The organism is Hydrocarboniphaga effusa AP103 (genome assembly GCF_000271305.1).
Lineage (GTDB): Bacteria > Pseudomonadota > Gammaproteobacteria > Nevskiales > Nevskiaceae > Hydrocarboniphaga > Hydrocarboniphaga effusa.
In genome coordinates this window covers 940,421-961,071 of record NZ_AKGD01000002.1, presented here as the reverse complement: position 1 = coordinate 961,071, position 20,651 = coordinate 940,421, and the positions used below count along the sequence as shown (strand labels likewise).

23 protein-coding genes are annotated in these 20,651 nt (G+C 65.9%); 15 read left to right on the top strand and 8 right to left on the bottom strand.

Going from position 1 to position 20,651, the window contains the following annotated elements:
- Nucleotides 1–2 precede the first annotated feature (2 nt).
- The 4 genes from WQQ_RS15650 (at nt 3) to nth (ending at nt 3,658) form a co-directional block, all read left to right on the top strand.
- Nucleotides 3–587, top strand: coding sequence for an RnfABCDGE type electron transport complex subunit B (locus WQQ_RS15650; RefSeq protein WP_007186197.1), 585 nt, complete (start codon nt 3–5; stop codon nt 585–587).
- Nucleotides 588–658: 71 nt separating this feature from the next.
- Nucleotides 659–1,324, top strand: a complete 666-nt coding sequence (locus tag WQQ_RS15645; RefSeq protein ID WP_007186196.1) for a hypothetical protein — start codon at nt 659–661, stop codon at nt 1,322–1,324.
- Nucleotides 1,325–1,504: 180 nt separating this feature from the next.
- Nucleotides 1,505–2,983, top strand: a complete 1,479-nt coding sequence (locus tag WQQ_RS15640) for a 3-deoxy-7-phosphoheptulonate synthase class II (protein ID WP_007186194.1) — start codon at nt 1,505–1,507, stop codon at nt 2,981–2,983.
- A gap of 12 nt (nt 2,984–2,995) precedes the next feature.
- Nucleotides 2,996–3,658: an endonuclease III gene (gene nth, locus WQQ_RS15635; protein WP_007186193.1), complete on the top strand. Its 663-nt coding sequence runs from the start codon at nt 2,996–2,998 to the stop codon at nt 3,656–3,658.
- Nucleotides 3,659–3,775: 117 nt separating this feature from the next.
- On the opposite strand, the gene WQQ_RS15630 is transcribed toward nth, so the two are convergent.
- Nucleotides 3,776–4,744, bottom strand: coding sequence for a TonB family protein (locus WQQ_RS15630; RefSeq protein WP_040454235.1), 969 nt, complete (start codon nt 4,742–4,744; stop codon nt 3,776–3,778).
- 226 nt (nt 4,745–4,970) lie between these two features.
- On the opposite strand from WQQ_RS15630, the gene WQQ_RS15625 reads away from it, so the two are divergent.
- On the top strand, nt 4,971–6,122 hold the full coding sequence (locus tag WQQ_RS15625; RefSeq protein WP_007186191.1) for an acyl-CoA dehydrogenase family protein: 1,152 nt from the start codon (nt 4,971–4,973) through the stop codon (nt 6,120–6,122).
- A gap of 34 nt (nt 6,123–6,156) precedes the next feature.
- Nucleotides 6,157–6,531 carry a YchJ family protein gene (locus WQQ_RS15620; RefSeq protein ID WP_007186190.1) on the top strand — a complete coding sequence of 125 codons (375 nt, stop codon included), beginning with the start codon at nt 6,157–6,159 and terminating at the stop codon, nt 6,529–6,531.
- A gap of 22 nt (nt 6,532–6,553) precedes the next feature.
- On the opposite strand, the gene WQQ_RS15615 is transcribed toward WQQ_RS15620, so the two are convergent.
- On the bottom strand, nt 6,554–7,582 hold the full coding sequence (locus WQQ_RS15615) for an alpha/beta fold hydrolase (RefSeq protein WP_007186189.1): 1,029 nt from the start codon (nt 7,580–7,582) through the stop codon (nt 6,554–6,556).
- 106 nt (nt 7,583–7,688) lie between these two features.
- Between WQQ_RS15615 and WQQ_RS15610 the strand changes: the two genes are divergently transcribed.
- Nucleotides 7,689–8,942 (top strand): TIGR03862 family flavoprotein, encoded by a 1,254-nt coding sequence (locus tag WQQ_RS15610; RefSeq protein ID WP_007186188.1) that lies wholly within the window; start codon nt 7,689–7,691, stop codon nt 8,940–8,942.
- Here the strand turns inward: WQQ_RS15610 and rlmC are convergent.
- Nucleotides 8,939–10,081, bottom strand: coding sequence for a 23S rRNA (uracil(747)-C(5))-methyltransferase RlmC (gene rlmC / locus WQQ_RS15605; RefSeq protein WP_007186187.1), 1,143 nt, complete (start codon nt 10,079–10,081; stop codon nt 8,939–8,941). The two genes, WQQ_RS15610 and rlmC, sit on opposite strands and share 4 nt — an antisense overlap.
- 93 nt (nt 10,082–10,174) lie before the next feature.
- The gene (locus WQQ_RS25120) at nt 10,175–10,300 is read right to left on the bottom strand and encodes a hypothetical protein (RefSeq protein WP_007186186.1); all 126 of its coding nucleotides are present in this window, start codon (nt 10,298–10,300) and stop codon (nt 10,175–10,177) included.
- A gap of 168 nt (nt 10,301–10,468) precedes the next feature.
- Here WQQ_RS25120 and WQQ_RS15600 point away from each other — a divergent pair, with 168 nt between their 5' ends.
- The 5 genes from WQQ_RS15600 to WQQ_RS15580 all read left to right on the top strand — a co-directional run bounded on the left by WQQ_RS15600 (nt 10,469) and on the right by WQQ_RS15580 (nt 14,637).
- Nucleotides 10,469–11,518 carry a M14 family zinc carboxypeptidase gene (locus WQQ_RS15600; RefSeq protein ID WP_007186185.1) on the top strand — a complete coding sequence of 350 codons (1,050 nt, stop codon included), beginning with the start codon at nt 10,469–10,471 and terminating at the stop codon, nt 11,516–11,518.
- Nucleotides 11,515–12,261: an alpha/beta fold hydrolase gene (locus tag WQQ_RS15595; RefSeq protein ID WP_007186184.1), complete on the top strand. Its 747-nt coding sequence runs from the start codon at nt 11,515–11,517 to the stop codon at nt 12,259–12,261. Before WQQ_RS15600 ends, WQQ_RS15595 begins: the two co-directional genes overlap by 4 nt.
- A 233-nt stretch (nt 12,262–12,494) precedes the next feature.
- The gene (gene rluF / locus WQQ_RS15590) at nt 12,495–13,208 is read left to right on the top strand and encodes a 23S rRNA pseudouridine(2604) synthase RluF (RefSeq protein ID WP_040454232.1); all 714 of its coding nucleotides are present in this window, start codon (nt 12,495–12,497) and stop codon (nt 13,206–13,208) included.
- Between the two features lie 90 nt (nt 13,209–13,298).
- The gene (locus WQQ_RS15585; protein ID WP_007186182.1) at nt 13,299–13,703 is read left to right on the top strand and encodes an OsmC family protein; all 405 of its coding nucleotides are present in this window, start codon (nt 13,299–13,301) and stop codon (nt 13,701–13,703) included.
- A gap of 28 nt (nt 13,704–13,731) precedes the next feature.
- Complete coding sequence (locus WQQ_RS15580) at nt 13,732–14,637, top strand: pirin family protein (RefSeq protein WP_007186181.1); 906 nt, start codon at nt 13,732–13,734, stop codon at nt 14,635–14,637.
- A 3-nt stretch (nt 14,638–14,640) separates the two neighbouring features.
- Here WQQ_RS15580 and WQQ_RS15575 read toward each other — a convergent pair whose 3' ends face one another.
- Together WQQ_RS15575 and WQQ_RS15570 are read right to left on the bottom strand one after the other, a co-directional pair.
- Entirely contained in the window at nt 14,641–15,561 is a 921-nt protein-coding gene (locus tag WQQ_RS15575; protein ID WP_040454230.1) for a DUF72 domain-containing protein, read from the bottom strand.
- A 319-nt stretch (nt 15,562–15,880) separates the two neighbouring features.
- A complete protein-coding gene (locus WQQ_RS15570; protein ID WP_007186179.1) occupies nt 15,881–16,855 on the bottom strand; it encodes a 2-hydroxyacid dehydrogenase in 975 nt (324 codons plus the stop codon).
- Between the two features lie 98 nt (nt 16,856–16,953).
- Here WQQ_RS15570 and WQQ_RS15565 point away from each other — a divergent pair, with 98 nt between their 5' ends.
- From WQQ_RS15565 to WQQ_RS15555, 3 genes are all read left to right on the top strand, one after another.
- Nucleotides 16,954–17,355, top strand: coding sequence for an MAPEG family protein (locus WQQ_RS15565; RefSeq protein WP_007186178.1), 402 nt, complete (start codon nt 16,954–16,956; stop codon nt 17,353–17,355).
- A gap of 85 nt (nt 17,356–17,440) precedes the next feature.
- On the top strand, nt 17,441–18,907 hold the full coding sequence (locus WQQ_RS15560) for an MFS transporter (protein ID WP_040454638.1): 1,467 nt from the start codon (nt 17,441–17,443) through the stop codon (nt 18,905–18,907).
- 192 nt (nt 18,908–19,099) lie between these two features.
- On the top strand, nt 19,100–19,699 hold the full coding sequence (locus WQQ_RS15555) for a DUF938 domain-containing protein (RefSeq protein WP_007186176.1): 600 nt from the start codon (nt 19,100–19,102) through the stop codon (nt 19,697–19,699).
- Nucleotides 19,700–19,881: 182 nt separating this feature from the next.
- Here WQQ_RS15555 and WQQ_RS15550 read toward each other — a convergent pair whose 3' ends face one another.
- Together WQQ_RS15550 and WQQ_RS15545 are read right to left on the bottom strand one after the other, a co-directional pair.
- The gene (locus tag WQQ_RS15550) at nt 19,882–20,214 is read right to left on the bottom strand and encodes a hypothetical protein (protein WP_040454228.1); all 333 of its coding nucleotides are present in this window, start codon (nt 20,212–20,214) and stop codon (nt 19,882–19,884) included.
- Nucleotides 20,215–20,284: 70 nt separating this feature from the next.
- Nucleotides 20,285–20,647 (bottom strand): hypothetical protein, encoded by a 363-nt coding sequence (locus WQQ_RS15545; RefSeq protein WP_007186175.1) that lies wholly within the window; start codon nt 20,645–20,647, stop codon nt 20,285–20,287.
- Between the last annotated feature and the right edge of the window lie 4 nt (nt 20,648–20,651).

Here is a 20,651-nt window from a genome sequence, read left to right as displayed (position 1 = left end):
GAATGGGCGCGACAGCCGACGCCATCGACGCCCTGCTGCCGCAGACGCAATGCACGCGCTGCGGCTTCGACGCCTGCCGTCCGTATGCCGAAGCGCTCGCAAGCGATGCGACCGAACTCAATCGCTGCCCGCCGGGTGGTGACGAAACCATCGCCGCGCTCGCCGCGCTGCTGCAGAAGCCCGCGCTGGCTCTCGACCGGGATTGCGGCGAAGACTGGCCCGTGGCGCGCGTCGCCCGCGTCGTCGAAGCCGATTGCATCGGCTGCACCAAGTGCATCCAGGCCTGTCCGGTCGATGCGATCGTCGGCGCCGCCAATCTCATGCACACGATCATCGAAGCGCAGTGCACGGGCTGCGAGCTCTGCATTCCGCCCTGCCCGGTCGATTGCATCGTCATGGAAGAGGCACCGGCGCTACCGCTGCCGCGCACGCGCAGCGGCGAATTCCGTTCGCTCCACGAGGCTCGCAAGGCGCGGTTGAAGCACTGGGCCGACGAAGACGCCGAGCGCCGTCGCCGCTTGCGCCCGAGCCCGAGCGCCGCGCTCGATCCCGTGGCGGCCGCACTCGCGCGTGCGCGCCAGCGTTGAACGCCCGGGCGCCGTCGCGGTCTGCAGCTGGAGTCCGCGAGCGGCGCTCGCATGATGATGCAGTCATAACCATGAAACGATTTCTGGCTTTATCGACCGCCTGCTTCGCGCTCGCGGCCTGCACCACCATCCGCGACGTCTCCGATTCGCATGAAGGCGGCCGCTACCGTGTCGGCGAAACGGCAACCGCGCGCATCGGCGAGGTGATGTTCGATCAGGCGCGCTACACGTCGGCGCCCGAAGCCTTTACCAGGGCGAGCATTCCGCCGGCTCCGGGGCGACGCGGAGTCGCCATCAGCACGCGGCTCGTCGCCCGCGACGTCGACGGCGAACGCGCCTATTGCACGCCGATCGAGTCGAGCTTCGCCTGCTTCTACGACCTCGACCGCAATGGCGATCTCGATCACGTACTCGTCAGCAACCTCGGCATCGTCAGCTCCAAGCAGCCGCTGGAGCCGGCAGTGAAATACGATCTCGGCCCGGGCTCGACGATGCGCGGCTTCAAATCCGAGCTGATCTATCAGGGCCGCGCCGGCGACGTGCTGACGCTGCGCTATCGCGACTACGCCAACAGCCTGAGCCTGCCGAGCTACGAGCAGACGCTGAGCTATACGCTGGACCCGAAAGCACCGACCGAAATCCGCTATCGCGATGCGCGCTTCAAGGTGCTGCAGGCCGACAATCAAAGCATTCGCTACCAGATCCTGAGCGGCTTCTCGGACGCGCAGTCGCCGTGATGGGCCGACACGATCTTCGGCATTCGCATTCGCTATCGCGTCGATGAAGAATTTCCGCTTGCCGTTTGCGGAAGGCCTGACTAACCTGTGCGCCGCCATGAAGAACCCGACGGCCCTCGCCGCCCACACCGCACGATTTTGGTACTACCGCCCGTATCGATAGCCGGCGGCTGATTTCCGTTGTTCAACGAAAGCCGCCTCCGAACAGGCGGCTTTCGTGTTTCCAGAGGTCCGAGCTCCAACGAACTCATCTCGAACGATTGCCACCGCGGAAGCGGCTCCACACCTGGAGCAAAGGCAGTGTTCAATCTAGACCACGATGTCATCACCGGCGATTCGATCGCCGCCGCCGACGCGGCTTCCACGCCGCGAAGACGATCACCCGGCAGCGGCGCCGACGCCTGGCACCCGCAGAGCTGGAAGGCGCATCCGATTCGCCAGGCGCCCGAATATCCCGATGCCGATGCGCATGCGCGCGTGATCGCGCAGCTGCGACAGCTGCCTCCGCTCGTGCTCGCCGATGAAGTTCGTGCGCTCAAAGCGCAGCTCGCTCGCGTCGCCCATGGCGAAGCACTGTTGTTGCAGGGCGGCGACTGCGCCGAATCCTTCGCCGAATTCTCGGCCAGCAGCCTGCGCGATACACATCGCACGCTGCGCGAAATGGCGATCGCACTGAGCACACATTTGCCCGTCGTCACGGTGGGTCGCATCGCCGGGCAGTTCGCCAAGCCGCGTTCGTCCGCGGCCGAAAAGATCGGCGATGTCGAACTGCCGAGCTATCGCGGCGATATCGTCAACGGCCCGGCCTTCGACGCCCAAAGCCGGGCGCCCGATCCGCAGCGCATGCTGCGCGCTTACCAGCAATCGGCGATCACGCTGAACCTGTTGCGCGCGCTCGACGGAGCCTCCATCGCAAGGCAATCGCGTCTCTACACGAGCCACGAAGCGCTGTTGTTGCCGTACGAAGCCGCGTCGACGCATCGAGACAGCGTCAGCGGAGACTGGTACGACTGCTCCGCGCACCTGCTCTGGATCGGCGATCGCACGCGCCAGCTCGGCGGCGCGCACCTGGAGTTCTGCCGCGGCATCGCCAACCCGCTCGGGCTCAAGTGCGGGCCCTCGATGACGCCCGACGAACTGCTGCGCGTACTCGACGTGCTCGACCCGCGGCGCGAGCCCGGACGCATCACGCTGATCTCGCGCATGGGCGCCGATGGCGTTCGCGACCAGCTGCCTGCGCTCGTGCGCGCCTTGCAACGCGAAGGCCGGCCCGCGGTCTGGATCTGCGATCCGATGCACGGCAACACGCAAACCGCGACCGGCGGCTACAAGACGCGGCCTTTCGAGCGTGTCGCCGAAGAGGTGCGCGGCTACTTCGAAGTGCATCGTGCGCTGGGCAGCCACGCCGGCGGCCTGCACCTGGAGATGACCGGCAAGAACGTCACCGAATGCACGGGCGGGCCGCAGCAACTGTCGGAGCAGGACCTGCCGCTGCGCTACCAGACGCATTGCGATCCGCGGCTCAACGCGGTGCAGGCGCTCGCGCTGGCCGCTGTCGCACGTTCGGAGCTCGCGTCGTCGCAGGCCGCGAACACCGACAAGGCCCGCCGCGAACTGCCACAATCGCCTGCCGAGACAGAACCGCTGCTTGTCACCTGAAAGCCCGCCACGATGAACCCAGCCAAGCGCCGCGCGATCTATGAGCGCCTGCGTGCAGCCAACCCGCACCCGACCACCGAGCTGCGCTACACCACGCCGTTCGAGCTGCTGGTGGCCGTGGTGCTGTCCGCGCAGGCCACCGACGTCGGCGTCAACAAGGCCACCGCGCGATTGTTCCCGGTCGCGAACACGCCGCAGAAAATCCTCGATCTCGGGCTCGAAGGCCTGCGCGAGCACATCAAGACCATCGGCCTGTTCAATGCCAAGGCCAAGAACGTGATCGCGCTGTGCGAGATCCTGCTGCGCGAGCACGGCGGCGAAGTGCCACGCGATCGCGAATCGCTCGAGAAGCTGCCCGGCGTCGGCCGCAAGACCGCCAACGTGGTGCTCAACACCGCGTTCGGCGAACACACCATCGCGGTCGACACGCACATCTTTCGCGTCGCCAACCGCACCGGGCTGGCGCCCGGCAGCAACGTGCGCCAGGTCGAAGACCGGCTCGTCAAGTTCACCGCCGACGAATTCGCCCGCGATGCGCATCACTGGCTGATCCTGCACGGCCGCTATATCTGCAAGGCCCGCAAGCCCGAATGCGGACGCTGCGGCATCGTCGATCTGTGCGAGTACAAGCACAAGACGCTGCCCGAAGCGCCGGTCCGGTCGGCGACGGTCTGATCGAGGCCGAGTGCCGGGTCAACAAGCTCCGCGATCGTTTTGCCTGACCGTCATGTGGCGATGAGCCTGATCGCCGAGAGTACAGCGGCGTGGTCGTTCGAGCCCGGAATCGAAGCTCTACGACCGAGGGCGAAAGGTATATCGAAGCTCCACCGACATCGCCACGGGCTTGCCGAGGCGCTCGGCTGGCTCTTGGCGTTGGCTGAAGGCTTCGATGATGCTGGCTTCGAATCGCGGGTCCGTCGAAGCCAGGATCTTGAGGTCGTGAACTTGCCCGTCGGCCTCGACGATGAGTCTGAACGCCACCCTGCCTGCGACACCGTTCATCTCTCGCGGATGCTCCGGCTCCTTGAGACGCATCGGGTTGGTTGGCAGATAGAAACGCACGGGAACACGGACTCGCGCCGCCACTGGGGCAGTTCCACGATATCCAGGCTCAAAACGAGCATTCCTCCAGAAGCCGGATGGCAGCGCCCTTTTCAACAGTATCGCCGGCGCACTGCCCGCATCGCGGGCCGCCATCACGGCTCCCGAAGCGTCCGTCACCACGTCGAGTAGCACGCCCTGGCCCAGTTTGCGTTCTGCGCTCGCGCTCTTCAGGGAGTACCCGAGCCAGATCTCGTTCGGCAGTGCAACGGGCGTATCGGCCGGATCGTCTTCGATGAAGATCGACTGCATCGGATAAGTCCGCTGCGGCTCCGGGTCCCCTCGTCGATACGACAAGGCCCCGGGCGACTGCGACAGCCTGGGCTCGCTATCAACCGGCGCACCCTCCGCAAAGACGAAGCCACGCAGCACCGTCGCCTCGACATCCACGCCATTCTTGACCTGCGGGGAGAAGTGCCATCCGCGCAGCGTCTCGATCACTTCCTTATCCAATTCGGGCTGACTCGACGACAGCACTTTCACGCGCAGCACCCTGCCATCCGCCGCGAGCTTCATCTCGACGCGAACATCTGCACGATCGGTTTCGGCAACCGGAGCCAACTGCTCAGGAAACTCCAGTGCGAAAGCGGCGGTCGATTGCACAAACAGAACGCTCGCGAGCACGGCGGTGCGGATGAGGCTCCCTACGAAACACCGCATGCACGATCCCCCGATCGCATGAAGACTTCGCTTGTATATCACCGCCTGCCGGGATTTCGCCAAGCTTGGCGCTACCGATCCGCACGCTCAGATCCGACCACCTACGTGATCCTGCCACTGGCCTGCTGAGTCGAAGCCTCTAGACCGTACTGCACCCCACCCATCCGAAGGGCGACGCGCGGGGCCGTCATCGCGATAATCGCTGCATTCGCTATTGGACTGGAGGATGAAGACGATGACGGCCGGCAATGAAGAGCTCGATCTGTTCCGCGACAACGTGCGCCGCTTTCTGACCGACGAGGTCGAGCCGCATTACGAAAGCTGGGAAAAGGCGGGCATCTTTCCGAAGGAGCTGTATCTGGCGCTCGGCGCCAACGGCCTGCTCTGCGTCGACCAGCCCGAGGAATACGGCGGCTCGGGCGCTCCGTTCGCGTTCTCGATGGTGGTGATCGAAGAAGTCTCGCGCATGGGCTTTCTGGCGCTGGCGTCGAACCTCACGGTGCATTCGGACATCGCCGCGCCGTACATCCTGCATCTGGGCAGCGAAGAGCAGAAGCGCAAGTACCTGCCGCGCATGGCGAGCGGCGAATGCATCGGCGCGATCGGCATGACCGAGCCCGGCGCGGGCTCGGACCTGCAGGGCATGAAGACCAGCGCGACCGCGGATGGCGATCACTTCGTCGTCAACGGCAGCAAGACCTTCATCACCAACGGCCAGCACGCCGGCGTCGTGGTGCTGGCGACCAAGACCGATCCGAAGGCCGGCGCCAAGGGCACCACGCTGTTCACGGTCGACACCGCGCTGCCGGGCTTCAAGCGCGGTCGCAATCTCGACAAGATCGGCCTGCATTCGGCCGACACCAGCGAGCTGTTCTTCGACAACCTGCGCATCCACGCGAGCGAGGTGCTCGGGCGCGTCGGCGGCGGCTTCGGCCACTTGATCGACGAGCTGCCACGCGAGCGGCTGGCGCTGGCGATCAGCGCGGTCTGGCATGCGCAGGGCGCGCTCGACAAGACCATCGACTACGTCACGCAGCGCAAGGCCTTCGGTGCCAGCATCGCCAGCCTGCAGAACACGCGCTTCGAACTCGCGAAGATGAAGACCGACATCGAAGTGCATCGCGCCTTCATCGAAAAATGCGCGGCGCAATACGCCGAAGGCACGCTCGACCCGGTCACCGGCGCGATGGCCAAGCTCGCCACCACCGAACTCGAAGGCCGCGTCACCGACGCCTGCCTGCAGCTGTTCGGCGGCTACGGCTACATGACCGAATACCCGATCAGCCGCTACTGGACCGACGCGCGCATCCAGCGCATCTACGGCGGAACCAGCGAGATCATGAAGGAGATCATCGCGCGCTCGCTGGTCGGGCGCTGATGCTCCGCCTGGTATCGGGCGCGAGCGTCGCGGGATGAAATGCCCCTGCGACGAGCAGCGCCTCTACGCGCGCTGCTGCGAGCCTTTTCATCAGGGCGCCGCGGCGCCGACGGCCGAAGCGCTCATGCGCTCGCGCTACAGCGCCTACGTGCTCAGGCTCGAGCCTTATCTGCTCGCGAGCTGGCATGCGAGCACGCGGCCGGCGAGTCTCGACCTGGCGGCCGAAACGCCGCCGCCGAAATGGCTGGCACTCAAGGTTCTGCGCCACGAGAGCCACGGCGATACGGCCATCGTCGAGTTCGTCGCCAAGTTCAAGCTCGGCGGCGGCAGCGCGCAGCGGCTGCACGAAGTCAGCCGTTTCGTGCGCGAGGACGCGCGTTGGTTCTACGTCGACGGCGATCTGAGCTGAGTCGCGGCACTGCGAGCCCGCCTCACAGTCGCTTGAGCAGCTCCGCATCGAAGCGCGCCGCATCCTGCACCTGCGGCGAGTGGCCGAGATCGTCGAAGCTCACGAGCTCCGAGCCCGCGATGCGCTGCGCGGCCTCGCGTCCGAGCTTCGGGTATTGGCCGAGCCGCTTCGCCACCGACGCCGGCGCCGCGTCCTTGCCGATGGCGGTGTTGTCGCGCTGGCCGATCATCAGCAGCGTCGGCACGCGAATGCGATCGATCTCGCGGATCACGGGCTGCGTGAGCAGCATGTCGGTGGTCAGCGCCTGGTTCCAGGCCGTGAGCTTGCCGTCCACGCCGTCGTACTGATCCGCGAGCATCCGCACCCAGCGGTCGTACTCGGGCTTCCATTTGCCGTCGTAGTAGGTCTTCAGCTGATACTGCTTGATGCTCTCGGCGCTGGTCTTGAGCTCTTTCTCGTAGTACGCGTCGATGCCCAGGTACGGCACGCCTTCGGCCAGCCAGTCTTCGAGCCCGATCGGGTTCACGAGCACAAGCTTTTCGAGCTGCTGCGGATACATCAGCGCATAGCGCATCGCGAGCATGCCGCCCATCGAATGGCCGATCAGCGTGATGCGCTGCAGGCCGAGCTTCTGCGTCAGCGCATGCGTATTCGCCGCGAGCTGCGCGAGGCTGTACTGATAGCTCGCCGGCTTGCTCGATTTGCAGAAGCCGATCTGGTCGGGCGCCACCACGCGGTAGCCCGCCGCCAGCAGCGAGCGCATCTGCGCCTCCCAGGTCGCGGCGCAGAAGTTCTTGCCGTGCAGCAGCACGACCGTGCGACCGTTGGGCTTGCCGGTCGGTGCCACGTCCATGTACGCCATTTGCAGGCCCTGGCGCTGGGTTTCGAACGCGAAGCCGCGAACCAGGAACGGATACGCGAAGCCTTCCATGCCGAGCGCCGGGCTCGGCTGGGCCTCGGCGCGCATGGCCGGCGGATTGTCGGGCGGCGGCGTCGCGAATGCAGGCAGCGCCAGGCAGGTCAGCAGCGTCGCGGTCATCGTGCGGATCATGGCGGCTCTCGAAGCGCGGGTCGTGCGGCGCAGCCTAGCGCCATCCGATGAATTCACGCGGAGCGCGAAGCCAGCGCCCGGCGGCGATCGGCGATAATCGGCTGCCATGCCCGTCCCCGCTTCGAAAACCCCCAGCCTCGCCATCGTCGGCGGAGGCCCGGCCGGCCTCATGGCCGCCGAGGTCGCGCGTGCGCAGGGCATCGAGGTCGATCTCTACGAGCGCATGGGCTCGGTCGGCCGCAAGTTCCTGATCGCCGGCAAGGGCGGGCTCAACCTCACGCATTCGGAGCCGCGGCCCGCGTTCGATTCGCGCTATTACGGGCAGCGTGAAACCGTCGGCCGCTGGCTCGACGGCTTCGACGCGCAGGCCCTGCGCGAGTGGGCTCGCGGCCTCGGCGTCGAGACCCTCGTCGGCAGCTCGGGCCGCGTGTTTCCGGCCGATTTCAAAGCCGCTCCGCTGCTGCGCGGTTGGGTGCGCCGGCTGCGCGCTCAGGGCGTGCGCTTTCACGTCGAGCACGACTGCACCGGCTTGCGCGCGCTCGCCGACGGCTACGAGCTGAGCCTGCGCACGAGCGCGGGCGAGCACCTCGCGCAAGCGGACGCGGTGCTGCTCGCGCTCGGCGGCGCGAGCTGGCCGGAGCTCGGCTCGAACGGCCGCTGGACCGGCTGGCTGCAAGGCCTGCCGATTCGGGCGCTGCGGCCCGCGAACTGCGGTTTCGAAGTGGACTGGAGCGAGCACTTCTCGACGCGCTTCGCAGGCGCGCCGATCAAGCCCGTGGCCGCGCGCTACCGCGATGCGAGCGGCGTCGAGCAGTCTCAGCAGGGCGAGCTCATGATCACCGCGCAGGGGCTCGAAGGCGGGCTGCTCTATGCGCTGTCGGCGGGCCTGCGCGATCTGCTCGAAGCGCAGGGCTCGGTGCAGCTCGTGCTCGATCTCGCGCCGCAGCGCAGCGCCGCCGAACTGCAACGCGCGATCGCGAGCCCGCGCGGCAAGCGCTCGATGAGCGAACACCTGCGCCGGGCCGCGCACCTCGATGCGCTGCGTGTCGGCCTGCTCTTCGAAGTGCTCGGCAAGGACGGCCTGGGCGATGCGCAGCGCACCGCCGAGACGATCAAGCGCCTGCCGCTCACGCTGCTGCGCACGCGCCCGATCGAGGAAGCCATCAGCAGCGCCGGCGGCGTGCGCCTCGATGCGCTCGACGACGCGCTCATGAGCCGCACGCAACCGGGACTGTTCTGCGCAGGCGAAATGCTCGACTGGGAAGCGCCGACCGGCGGCTATCTGCTGACGGCCTGCTTCGCGAGCGGGCATCGCGCCGGCCTGGCCGCCGCGCGCTGGCTGCTCGACAACAAGCCCTAAGTCGACGACACCTCGCGACGCCGCAGCAGCACGATCACCTCGTAGTGCCCGGTGTGCGGAAACATGTCGAGCAGCCGTGCCCGCACGGGCTCGAACGCGGGCATCGAGCGCAGGTCGCGTGCGAGCGATTCGGCGTTGCAGCTCGAATAGATCACCGATTCCACGGCGGGCGATTCGTCGAGCAGCCTGGCGAGCGGCTCGCCGATGCCGCGGCGCGGCGGATTGACGATGACCAGATCCGGCCGCTCGCTCGCCTGGCGCACGTAGTCAGTCGCATCGCCGACGATGAACTCCATGCGCGCGAGCCCGAGCTCATCGCGGCTGCGGATCGCGCTCGCGATCGCCTCGGCGCTCAACTCGATGCCGGTGACCTTGCGCCACGGTCCGGCGCAATGCAGCGCGAAGCCGCCGACCCCGCAGTACAGATCCCAGATCGACGTGGGCCGGATCTCCTCGACCCAATCGCGTGCCTGGCGATACAGCGCAGCGGCGATGTCGGTATGGGTCTGGAAGAAACTCTGCGGACGCAGGTGCAGCACGCGATCGTTGACCGGCATGCGCAGGTCGCCATGTTCGCTCAGCAGAATCTCGCGCTCGCCTTCGAGCACGGCCTTGTGCTCGGGCTGCAGGTTCACCGACACCACCGCGAGCTTCGGCAGCCGCTGCAGCAGCGCCGGCAGGCCGGCGCGCAGGGCCGGCAGCTGCGCCTCGGACCGCATGACCAGGCGCAGCATCAGCTCGCCATCGGGCGATTCGGTGACGAGCAGGAACTTGAGTTCGCCGCGGCGCTGGGCAACGTCGTAAGGCGTCAGGCCGGCGTCGCGAATGAAATCGGCCATCGCCTCGAAGCTCGCCTGCAGCGAGGCCGAGTAGAGGCCGCAATCGCGCAGATCGACGCCCTTGCCATCGGCTCCGAGTATGCCGAGCACGGGCCGCCGCGCACTGCCGCTGACGACCATCTTGGCCTTGTTGCGAAAGCCGGACTCGGCGCTCGCGACAGGCGGCAACCAATCGATGCGCGGCCAGGCCGACAGCAGGCCGGCGCAATGCCGCTGCTTGGCGCTCAGCTGATCGGGATAGGCGGTCGCCAGCTCGGTGCAGGAGAGGCAGCGGCGGGCGGTGAAATGGGAGCAATGCACGCGCGCATTCTACGCGCGGTGACCGTTTGATCGGATCGGCGCCCGGTCTCAAGCGACCCGGTCAGGGCCGCGAACCAAGGTCCGCGATGCGGCTCAGGCCTGCTGCTGGCCGAGTAGCTGGGTACGGCGCAGGGCGACGAATTCCACCACGCCGAGCAGCACGACGGCGCCGAGCGTCACCGGGCGGGACACGCTGATCTTGCGGACGAGACGGCTCATGTGGTTCTCCTCACCGGCTCCCGACGCGGAAGCTGAACGAATCACGAGGGCTCAGGCTAGTGCCCCGGGATGACAGCCTGATGGCGGCTTCATGACGGCGCACGTCAACACACTGCAACAGGCGCCGCTTACGTTGCACCGTTTCGATACCTGAGCCTTCCCGACCCGATGGCCGTTCCCCTTCAGCTGTTGCAGCGTCCGACGCCCGAGCTCGACGAGATCGAGCGGCTGATCGAAGCCGGGCGACCGCACCTGGAGGCGCGCGTACTCTGCGAGGTCAAGGCCGGCAAGCGCCAGCTGCCGGTGCACGCGATCACGCTCGGCAATCCGTCGCCGGAGGTTCCGGCCGTGGGCTTCTTCGGCGGCGTGCACGGACTCGAGCGCATCGGCGCCGAAGTGGTGATCGCCTATCTGGCCAGCCTGGTATCGCGGCTGTCGTGGGACACCCTGCTCGTGCAGCAATTGCAGAACCTGCGCCTGGTATTCATGCCGCTGGTCAATCCGGGCGGCCTGGCGCTAGGCACGCGCGCCAATCCGCGTGGCGTGGATCTGATGCGCAACGCGCCGGTCGATGCGACCGATCCGGTGCCGTTCATGGTCGGAGGCCAGCGCGTCAGCGCCGGCCTGCCCTGGTATCGCGGGGCCGCGGGCTCGGCGATGGAACCCGAGAGTGCCGCGCTGTGCGCGTTCGTGCAGCAGGAGCTGCTCGGACGCCCGTTCAGCCTCGCCATCGATTGCCACTCGGGCTTCGGCGTGCAGGACCGCATCTGGTTTCCGTACGCCCACACCTTCAAGCCGATTCCGCACCTGGCCGATGTGCACGCGCTGTGGGACATCTTCGCGCGCAGCCAGGCGCATCACCCGTATGTGTTCGAGCCGCAGAGCCTGCAATATCTGACGCACGGCGATCTCTGGGATTACATCTACTTGCGCTCGATCGAAGACACGCAGCATCGCTTTCTGCCGCTCACGCTCGAAATGGGTTCGTGGCTGTGGATCAAGAAGAACCCGCGCCAGCTGTTCTCGCGCTACGGCATCTTCAACCCGCTGATCGCGCATCGGCAGCGGCGCGTGATGCGCCGGCAGATCGGCCTGCTCGATTTCTTCACGCGCGCCGCGAGCAGCTTCGAACGCTGGCTGCCGCAGGCCCAGGAGCTGCGCGAGCAGCATCGTGCCGCCGCGCTCGATCTCTGGTATCGGGGACGAGGCCACATATGAGCGAGCCCGGCACCTGGGTGCTGCTGCGCGGGCTCATGCGCGAGGCGCGTCACTGGGGCGCGTTCCCGCAGGCTTTCGCCGAAGCGCTCGGCCTGCGCGTGGTGCTGATCGACCTGCCCGGCAACGGCGAGCGCTACGCCGACACCAGTCCCGGCACGATCGAAGGCATGGCCGATGCGGCGCGCGACGCCTTGCATCGGCTCGGCCTGCGCGAGCCCTGGAACCTGCTCGCGATGTCGATGGGGGCGATGGTCGCGGTCGCCTGGGCGCAGCGGTATCCGCACGATATCGAACGCGCCGTGCTCGTCAACACCAGCCTGCGCCCGTTCTCGCCGTTCTATCGCCGGCTGCAACCGCGCGCCTATGCGGGCTTCGCGAGGCTCGCGCTCGGCAAGCCGAGCGAGCGCGAGATCGAACGCGGCATCCTGCAGCTGACCACCACCACGCGCCCCGAAGCGGTGATCGACGATTGGGTCGCTTGGCGCCGGGAGCATCCCGTCAGTCGAACCAACGCGCTGCGCCAGCTGGCGGCCGCCGTGCGCTATCGGGCGCCCGGGCAGGCGCCGCTGGAAAAACTGCTGTTGCTCAGCGGAGCCGGCGATGCGCTCGTGCATCCGAGCTGTTCCGAGCGGCTCGCGGCGCGATGGAACCGCGAGCTCATCGTGCATCCGAGCGCAGGGCACGATCTGCCGCTCGACGATGGCGAGTGGGTGATCGAAACCGTGCGACGCTGGGCGGGGTGAGGGCTGCGCACAAGTAGCGACTGTGGACGAGTAGCGGTTAGTACATCGAACGGCCCCTCTCTCCCCTGCTTCGCAGGGACTCTCTCCCGCAAGCGGGAGAGAGGACAAAAACAAGGCGAAGCGAACCCTTGGCCTTACAGAGGGCAACTCTCTCAGCGCTCGGCTGGAGCAGAGACGCGCCAACAAGGCATGACTCCCATAATATGGCGATTGCTCCAACACGCCTTCCGCGCATGCGCCTCAACAAGTTCATCAGCGAAACCGGCATCTGCTCCCGTCGCGAGGCCGACAGCTGGATCGAACGCGGGCGCGTCAGCGTCAACGGCAAGCGCGCGGAGCTCGGCACGCAGGTCAACGAAGGCGACGAGGTGCGCGTCGACGGCAAGGCCATCGGCGCGCGCAGCAAACAGCACGTCTACATCGCGCTCAACAAACCGGTCGGCATCACCTGCACCACCGAGCGCCACATCGACGGCAACATCATCGACTTCGTCAAGCACAAGGAACGCATCTTTCCGATCGGCCGCCTCGACAAGGAATCCGAAGGCCTGATCCTGCTGACGAGCAACGGCGACATCGTCAACGAAATCCTGCGCAGCGAGAACCAGCACGAGAAGGAATACATCGTCATGGTCGACAAGCCGATCACCGATGCGTTTCTCGACGGCATGAGCCGCGGCGTGCGCCTGCCCGAACTCGACGTGACGACCAAGCGCTGCAAGGTCACGCGCTTCGAGGCACGGCCCGATCGCGCGTTCCGCATCGTGCTCACGCAGGGTCTCAACCGGCAGATCCGGCGCATGTGCGAGGTGTTCGGTTACGAAGTGCGCAGGCTGCAGCGCGTGCGCATCATCAACCTGCGGCTCGGTGCGTTGAGAGTCGGCCGCTGGCGCGACCTGACAGCCGATGAGCTGCGCTCCCTGCTGCCGCAGCGCACCCGCTGGTGACTCGGCAAGGCCATCGTTTACGGATGGTGGGATGCAGCCGTCCCCCGCTCTGAGGCACCATTCCGCTCAACATCCAAACAGGACATACCCATGGCGACCGTGGAAGTCAGCACCCGCATCGGCAGCAAGCCCTACACCGCGACCAATCGCAGCGGCGCGCACGAATGGCTCGCCGACGAGCCGGCCAGCCTCGGCGGCGCCGATCTGGGCCCGACGCCCGATCATCTGCTGCTCTCCGCACTCGGCAGCTGCACCTCGATCACGCTGCGCATGTACGCGGATCGCAAGCAGTGGCCGCTGCAAGGCGTCGAAGTGGAGCTGGCCTTGAATCCGGCCGGCAAGCCGGCCGACGGCAGTTCGCTGATCTCGCGCAAGATCACGCTGCTCGGCGAACTCGACGCGGAGCAGCGCGAGCGCCTGCTGCAAGTGGCCAATGCCTGCCCGGTGCACAAGATTCTGAGCGCGCGCATCGATATTTCGACCGCGTTGATCTGACAACAACCCACACGCCAGGAGGACCGTCATGACCAGCGGACCCGAGCTGCAACTCATCGAAGCGCGCGCCGAGATCGTCGGCGATGGCATGCCGATCCATCGCGCGCTGCCCTCGCGCCTGCGCCGCATGGTCGGACCGTGGTGCTTCCTCGATCACATCGGCCCGGCGACGCTGGATCAGAGCGGCCCGCTGCACGTCGGCCCGCATCCGCACACCGGCTTGCAGACGGTGACCTGGCTCATCGAAGGCGAAATCTTCCATCGCGACAGCCTCGGCACTGAGCAGCTGATCCGCCCGGGCCAGCTCAACGTGATGACGAGCGGACGCGCGATCTCGCATTCGGAGGAATCGCCCGACCCGGCTTCACCGAACATGCATGGCGTGCAGTTCTGGATCGCGCTGCCGGACGAATCGCGTCACGTCGAGCCGATGTTCGATCACTACGCGCAGCTGCCGATCGTCGATCGCGGCGGCTTTCACTTCACCGTGATCGAAGGCGACGCGCTCGGCGAGCAATCGCCCGCACGCAGTTTCTGGCCAACGCTCGGGCTCGATGTCGTCACCGCCGGCGGCGCTGCGCTCGACCTGCCCCTGCGTGAAGATTTCGAGTACGCCGCCTTCATGCTCACGGGATCGGCCGAAGTCGGCGGCGAAACGCTGGCGCCGAATGCGCTGGTCTATCTCGGCAGCGGGCGCAATGTGCTGTCGTTGCGCAGCGAGAAACCCTCGCGCTTCATGCTGATCGGCGGCAAGCCTTTCGAATCACCGATTCTGATGTGGTGGAATTTCGTCGCACGCGAGAAGGCCGAAATCCTCAAATCCGTGCACGAATGGAACGCCGGCAAAGGCGAGTTCGGTGAAGTTCACGGCTACCCCTACGGCAAGCGGCTCAGCGCGCCGGTGCCGCCGTGGATCGAACACGAGCCGCAATGAGCCTCAGGCCGCTTCCTCGCGCTTGGCGTCGGGCGTCCACTCGACTCCGAGCTTTTGCATCAAAGAAGCCGCATCGACGGGCGCCTTGACCTTCACGTCGTTGTCGAAATAGCAGTAGACGTCGCGCTTGGCGCGCGGCCGGCCGCTGGCCTCGTCGATGGTCTTGGCCTGCGCCGCAGCCTCACCGCGGCGCCAGCGATCGATGCGCTTAGCCCAGCGCGCGATCGCCGCGTCGCCATAGCCGCTCTTGTAGAGCTCGATGTCGCCGTGCAGGCGCAGGTAGACGAAATCGGCCGTCAGGTCTTCGGCATAAGGCCATTTGCCGGCGGTGTCCGCGAATACGAGCGCAACCCGGTGCTTGCGCAGCAAACGAATGAACGCCGGGTCGACGAAGCTCTCGTTACGGATCTCCACCGCATGCCGCAGCGGCCGGTCGGCATCGGTCTCCAAACTCACTCGATCCTTGGCCATGTGCCGCGCATGGCGTCGCGCGAGCGTCTGCGCCTCGGCCGTCGTGTGCGGAAGCAGGCTCAGAAACGAGTCGAACAGCGCTTCGTCGAAATGCATGCTCGGCGGGAACTGCCACAGGAACGGGCCGAGCTTTTCCTTGAGTTCGAACAGCCCGGACGCGAAGAAACTCGCGAGCGGCTCTTCGACGTCACGCAAGCGCCGGATATGCGTGATGTAGCGGCTGCCCTTGATCGAGAACACGAAATCGTCCGGCGTATCAGCGTACCACTGCGCGTAGCTCTTGGGCCGCTGCAGCGCGTAGAACGAGCCGTTGAGTTCGATGCTCGGAAACTGGCGCGAGGCGTATTCGAGCTCGCGCCGCTGCGCGAGCTTCTTCGGGTAGAACACTCCCCGCCACGGCGTGTAGCGCCAACCCGAAATCCCGATGCGAACGCGGCCTGTCTGCTTGCTCATGTGCAACAGAGTGTTCGTGGGCGATGAACTTTCGCCGAACGTCGCGGATTCTTACTCAAGGAGCGCTCTGCCGTTCCTCTCTCCCGCTTGCGGGAGAGAGTCCCGCCGAAGGCGGGGAGAGAGGGTTCATCGGCAAGTAAGCGCTTCTTTCCGGGGGGCACTCGCACGCTTGCGGGAGAGAGTCCCGCCGAAGGCGGGGAGAGAGGGTTCATCCGCAAAGTGAGCGCCCTTTCCGGGCGTCCCCTCTCCCGGTCCTTCGGACCACCCTCTCCCGCAAGCGGGAGAGGGGACACGCAAAAAAACCGCCGCAGGCAGCTTCCTAACGCACCTGCGGATTCACCATCGCCCGCGGCTCACCGCCTGTCAGCGCCGCGATCAGATTGTCGGTCGCCATGTCCGCCATCGCCTGCCGCGTCTCATGCGTCGCCGAGCCGATGTGCGGAACGAGCACGACGTTGTCGAGCAACATCAGCGGTGAATCCACCGCGAGCGGCTCGCGCACGAAGACATCGAGCCCGGCGCCGGCAATACGCCGCTCGCGCAGCGCAACGGCCAATGCGGATTCGTCGATGACCTTGCCGCGCGCCACGTTGATCAGGAACGCGGTCGGCTTCATGAGCGCGAATTCGCGCGCACCGAGCAGGTTCTCGGTTTCGGGCGTCAACGGGGCCAGCACGCAGACGAAATCCGATTCGCGCAGCAAGTCGTCGAGCGAGCGTCGCTGCGCTCCGTAATCGCGCTCCACCTGCGGCTTGTCGCTGCGCGCGTCGTAGAGCACGCGCATGCCGAAGCCCAGCGCCGCACGACGCACCACCGCCGCGCCGATGCGGCCCATGCCGATGATGCCGAGCGTTTTGCCGTAGGCATCGCTGCCGAACTCCGGCGCATCGACGCTGCGCTTCCAGTGGCCGCTGCGAACCATCCGTTCGAGTTCGCCGATGCGGCGCGCGCAACTCAGCATCAGCGCGAGCGACAGATCGGCGACGCTCTCGGTCAATACGTCGGGCGTGTTGCACAGCAGGATGCGGCGCTCGGTGAGCGCTTCGACGTCGTAGAGGTCGTAGCCCACCGTCACCGTCGATACCACGCGCAGTTTCGGGCAGGCCTCGATGCGCGTCCTGTCCCACAGCAGGCCCGCGCCGATCACGCCCTCGGCTTCGGCGAGCGCGGTTGCGAACGCGGGCTTGCGCGACAACCCGGACTGACCCGTGAAATCGCGCAGGTCGAAGGTCTGGGCAAGGCGCGCGATGCAGGAAGGCGGCAGGGCCGCATAAGCGACGACGGTCTTTTTCATGCGCGCATTGTAGAGTCTGGGCTCGAATCGTTCCGGGCTGGTTCGAGTCCAGTCCAATCCATTTCCAAACCATTTCCAAGCAAAGGGGAGAAACAAAAATGATGCTCACGATCACGCCGCTCTACGCCGGCCTGCTGGCCTTGTGGTTTCTGGTGCTGAGCATTCATGTCGTTCGCTTCCGCACCGGCGGCATCAACCTGGGCGACGGCGGCAGGCCAGAGGTGCTGCGCGCGATTCGCGCACACGCCAATTTCGCCGAGTACGTGCCGCTCGTGCTGTTGATGATGGCGATGCTCGAAACCGGCGGCGTGCTCGCGCCATGGGTGCTGCATGCGATCGGCCTGATGCTGTTCGTGGGTCGCGTGCTGCACGGCATCGCGTTGGCCTTCACCGAAAAATGGTTCCTCGGTCGCGCGGCCGGCATCCTGCTGACCTTCGCCTCGCTGGCGATCGCGGCGGTGCTCTGTGTCTGGCGCGGTCTGGCCCCGTTCACTTTGTAGGCGGGATCATGCGCCTCTGAACGGCCGGCGAATGCATCGGTCGATCGGCACCGCAATCCGCACCATCGAGCCAAGGACGGCGAGCATGCAGAGTTCCACCCAGACCGCGAGCGGTACGGCGATTACCACAGATATCCCGTGGCGCCTCGACCGCCTGCCCTGGAGCCGCTTCCACACGCTCGTCGTCGTTGCGCTCGGCATCACCTGGATACTCGACGGGCTCGAAGTCACGCTCGCCGGTTCGGTGTCGGGCGCGCTCAAGGAAAGCCCGGCACTCGCGTTCACCGACATGCAGGTCGGCATCAGCGCGAGCGCCTACGTACTCGGCGCAGTGAGCGGCTCGCTGGTGTTCGGCTGGCTCGCTGACCGGCTTGGGCGCAAGAAGCTGTTCACGATCACGCTGCTGGTCTATCTCGCCGCGACGGCGGCGACCGCGTTCTCGAACAACTTCATGTTTTTTCTGCTCTGCCGATTCTTCACGGGCGCCGGCATCGGCGGTGAATATTCGGCAATCAACTCGGCGATCCAGGAGCTGATCCCGGCGCGCTATCGCGGCCACACCGATCTGGTCATCAACGGCAGCTTCTGGGTCGGCGCGGCGCTCGGTGCGCTCGGCGCCATCGTGCTGCTGCAGCCCGGCCTGCTGCCGCCCGATATGGGCTGGCGCGTCGCTTTCGGCATCGGCGCGGTTCTCGGCCTGGGCGTGTTGCTGCTGCGAAGCATGCTGCCCGAGAGTCCGCGCTGGCTCATGACGCGCGGACGCATCGCCGAGGCCGAAGCCATCGTCGCGAGCATCGAGGCGCGAGCACTTGCGCATGCACACGAGCCGATGGCCGACGTGCCGCCGCATCGTGTCGAGATCCATCCGCGCGACGAGAACTTCGGCGTGCGCCATCTGTTCGAAAGCCTGTTCAAGCACTATCCGCAGCGCGCGGCCGTGAGCTTCGTGCTGATGACCTCGCAGGCGTTTTTCTACAACGCCATTTTCTTCACCTACGCGCTCGTGCTCGGCACCTTCTACGGCATCTCGCCCGACAAGGTCGGGCTCTACATCCTGCCGTTCGCGATCGGCAATTTCCTCGGTCCGCTACTGCTCGGCCGCCTGTTCGACAGCGTCGGACGCCGGCCGATGATCGCGTTCACGTATGCGATGTCGGGCATCCTGCTGACCGTCACGGCCGTGCTGTTCGATCGCGGCCTGCTCAGCGCGACGACGCAGACACTGGCCTGGTCGGTGGTGTTCTTCTTCGCCTCGGCCGCCGCGAGCTCGGCGTATCTGACCGTCGGCGAGAGCTTCCCGCTCGAAATTCGCGCGCTCGCGATCGCCGCGTTCTACACGCTCGGCACCGGCGCGGGCGGCATCGCCGGGCCATGGCTATTCGGCACGCTGATCGGTACCGGCGAACGCTCCGCGATCGCAGCCGGCTACGGCTTCGGCGCAGTGCTCATGATCATCGCGGCCGGCGTGGCTTGGCGTTGGGGCCTCGCGGCGGAACGACGCTCGCTCGAATCACTCGCAAAGCCTTTGTCGAGCAGGGCTCCGTCGAAGTAGCACCACCACTCTGCTGAGATTTTCTGTCCTCTCTCCCGCGAGCGGGAGAGAGTCCCGCCGAAGGCGGGGAGTGAGGGAACGCTGCTGGGAACAGGCACCATGTCGAAGCGTATTCCCTCACCCGTCGCTGACGCACCACCCTCTCCCGCCCACGGGAGAGGGGACAGCCAGCCAAGCGGACTACAATGCGCCATGAACAAGCCCGACGCTCCATCCTGCCACCGCAATCGCGATCCGATCCTCGACGTGCTGCGCGATCACTGCGCCGATCGTCGCGAAGCGCTCGAGATCGGCAGTGGAACAGGCCAGCACGCCGTTCATTTCGGCGCCGCCCTGCCGCATTTGCGCTGGCAGACTTCGGAGCTGCCGGAACACCACGCCGGCATTCGCGCGTGGATCGACGAGTCTGGCCTGAGCAACGTCTTGCCGCCGATCACGCTCGACGTACGCGGCACATGGCCCGAGGCACGCTACGACCTCGTGTTCACCTCGAACACCTTGCACATCATGAGCTGGGAATCGGTGCAGCAATTGTTCGAGCGCTTGCCGGGCATCGTCACACCCGACGCGAAACTGATCGTCTACGGCCCCTTCAACTATCACGGCCGCCACACGAGCGACAGCAATCGCGACTTCGACGGCTGGCTCAAGGCACGCGATCCGCAGAGCGGCATTCGCGACTTCGAGGATGTCAATGCGCTCGCTCGAGCTGCTGGGTTTGGCTTGCTGGAAGATCGAGCGATGCCTGCGAACAATCGGTGTGCGGTATGGCAGACGTTGACGATGCCATGAACCAGACCGTGAATGACGTCTGGGCAGCGGCGGGGCTTCGGAGACCAGCTTAGCTTCAGGAGGATGCTTCCATCTTCAGTGCCTCGCACGGAAGCCGATGACCAGAGTTTCCCAGCCGCTGATCACGCAGCCGTCGTGTTGCAAGGTTTCGAAGCGACTCCGACGATGCATCAAGGCTTGATTTACCTCTCACTAAAAGGCAGGTCGGTGCTCTTCCACACGACGGCACGATCATCCAAATTCAATGTCTCCAACAGCTCCCGCATGAGTGGGGTGTAGTCGGCGTATAGCTTCATGAACACACCCAATTCATTCTCTGGCTTTTCTTCCTCATATCGCTTTAACAGGACATCTGCGCCTGAAAGCGAGACTGAACAAAAAATCAGTGGACCTAAATCATCGACAAGCCGCTCGAACTTGAGCTGGCAACTCGTTTCCAGCTCAGCAGGAGTAGTTCGAAGATAAGCAACTGCCCAGATCGGACTTTCGCGTAATTCAGCACTGATTTCGTCCATCTGGCACCTGTGGATTCTTCGTAACAACGAGGGGAATCTTTTCTTCAGTGGGCCAGAAAGAGCAAGGCCCTCACCGCCCCACCGGCGGATTCCTGATCTCCGCCGGCAGCGACCACTCTCCGATGTCATAACCCGCGGCCCGCATCGAGCGGACGATCGCTTCGAGTTGCTTCGGGTTGCCGCGTGTCGGCGCGAGGCTGCCGGGGCGTGAGACGAGGCTTTGCATGCGCTCCAGGAAGCGTCCGCGATCGTTGAGCAGGTTGCCGCTGGCGATGCGCGACGAGGCCCATTTCTGCGCCTGCACGAAATCCTGCATCGGGATGATCATCGCGCCGCCGGCGTCGATGATCAGGCAGACGATGTCGAGGTGCCGCACGATGCGCGCACGCGTGGTGGCGGCTTCGAACAGCGTGCGTTGTGCGGGCGCCGCCACGGTT

Excerpts from the sequence above, each read along its gene's own strand:
- WQQ_RS15650 (WP_007186197.1), top strand. The coding sequence starts at position 3 with ATGGGCGCGACAGCCGACGCCATCGACGCCCTGCTGCCGCAGACGCAA.
- WQQ_RS15645 (WP_007186196.1), top strand. The coding sequence starts at position 659 with ATGAAACGATTTCTGGCTTTATCGACCGCCTGCTTCGCGCTCGCGGCC.
- nth (WP_007186193.1), top strand. The coding sequence starts at position 2,996 with ATGAACCCAGCCAAGCGCCGCGCGATCTATGAGCGCCTGCGTGCAGCC.
- WQQ_RS15630 (WP_040454235.1), bottom strand. The coding sequence starts at position 4,744 with ATGCGGTGTTTCGTAGGGAGCCTCATCCGCACCGCCGTGCTCGCGAGC.
- WQQ_RS15625 (WP_007186191.1), top strand. The coding sequence starts at position 4,971 with ATGAAGACGATGACGGCCGGCAATGAAGAGCTCGATCTGTTCCGCGAC.
- WQQ_RS15620 (WP_007186190.1), top strand. The coding sequence starts at position 6,157 with ATGAAATGCCCCTGCGACGAGCAGCGCCTCTACGCGCGCTGCTGCGAG.
- WQQ_RS15615 (WP_007186189.1), bottom strand. The coding sequence starts at position 7,582 with ATGATCCGCACGATGACCGCGACGCTGCTGACCTGCCTGGCGCTGCCT.
- WQQ_RS15610 (WP_007186188.1), top strand. The coding sequence starts at position 7,689 with ATGCCCGTCCCCGCTTCGAAAACCCCCAGCCTCGCCATCGTCGGCGGA.
- WQQ_RS25120 (WP_007186186.1), bottom strand. The coding sequence starts at position 10,300 with ATGAGCCGTCTCGTCCGCAAGATCAGCGTGTCCCGCCCGGTGACGCTC.
- WQQ_RS15600 (WP_007186185.1), top strand. The coding sequence starts at position 10,469 with ATGGCCGTTCCCCTTCAGCTGTTGCAGCGTCCGACGCCCGAGCTCGAC.
- WQQ_RS15595 (WP_007186184.1), top strand. The coding sequence starts at position 11,515 with ATGAGCGAGCCCGGCACCTGGGTGCTGCTGCGCGGGCTCATGCGCGAG.
- rluF (WP_040454232.1), top strand. The coding sequence starts at position 12,495 with ATGCGCCTCAACAAGTTCATCAGCGAAACCGGCATCTGCTCCCGTCGC.
- WQQ_RS15585 (WP_007186182.1), top strand. The coding sequence starts at position 13,299 with ATGGCGACCGTGGAAGTCAGCACCCGCATCGGCAGCAAGCCCTACACC.
- WQQ_RS15580 (WP_007186181.1), top strand. The coding sequence starts at position 13,732 with ATGACCAGCGGACCCGAGCTGCAACTCATCGAAGCGCGCGCCGAGATC.
- WQQ_RS15575 (WP_040454230.1), bottom strand. The coding sequence starts at position 15,561 with ATGAGCAAGCAGACAGGCCGCGTTCGCATCGGGATTTCGGGTTGGCGC.
- WQQ_RS15570 (WP_007186179.1), bottom strand. The coding sequence starts at position 16,855 with ATGAAAAAGACCGTCGTCGCTTATGCGGCCCTGCCGCCTTCCTGCATC.
- WQQ_RS15565 (WP_007186178.1), top strand. The coding sequence starts at position 16,954 with ATGATGCTCACGATCACGCCGCTCTACGCCGGCCTGCTGGCCTTGTGG.
- WQQ_RS15560 (WP_040454638.1), top strand. The coding sequence starts at position 17,441 with ATGCAGAGTTCCACCCAGACCGCGAGCGGTACGGCGATTACCACAGAT.
- WQQ_RS15555 (WP_007186176.1), top strand. The coding sequence starts at position 19,100 with ATGAACAAGCCCGACGCTCCATCCTGCCACCGCAATCGCGATCCGATC.
- WQQ_RS15550 (WP_040454228.1), bottom strand. The coding sequence starts at position 20,214 with ATGGACGAAATCAGTGCTGAATTACGCGAAAGTCCGATCTGGGCAGTT.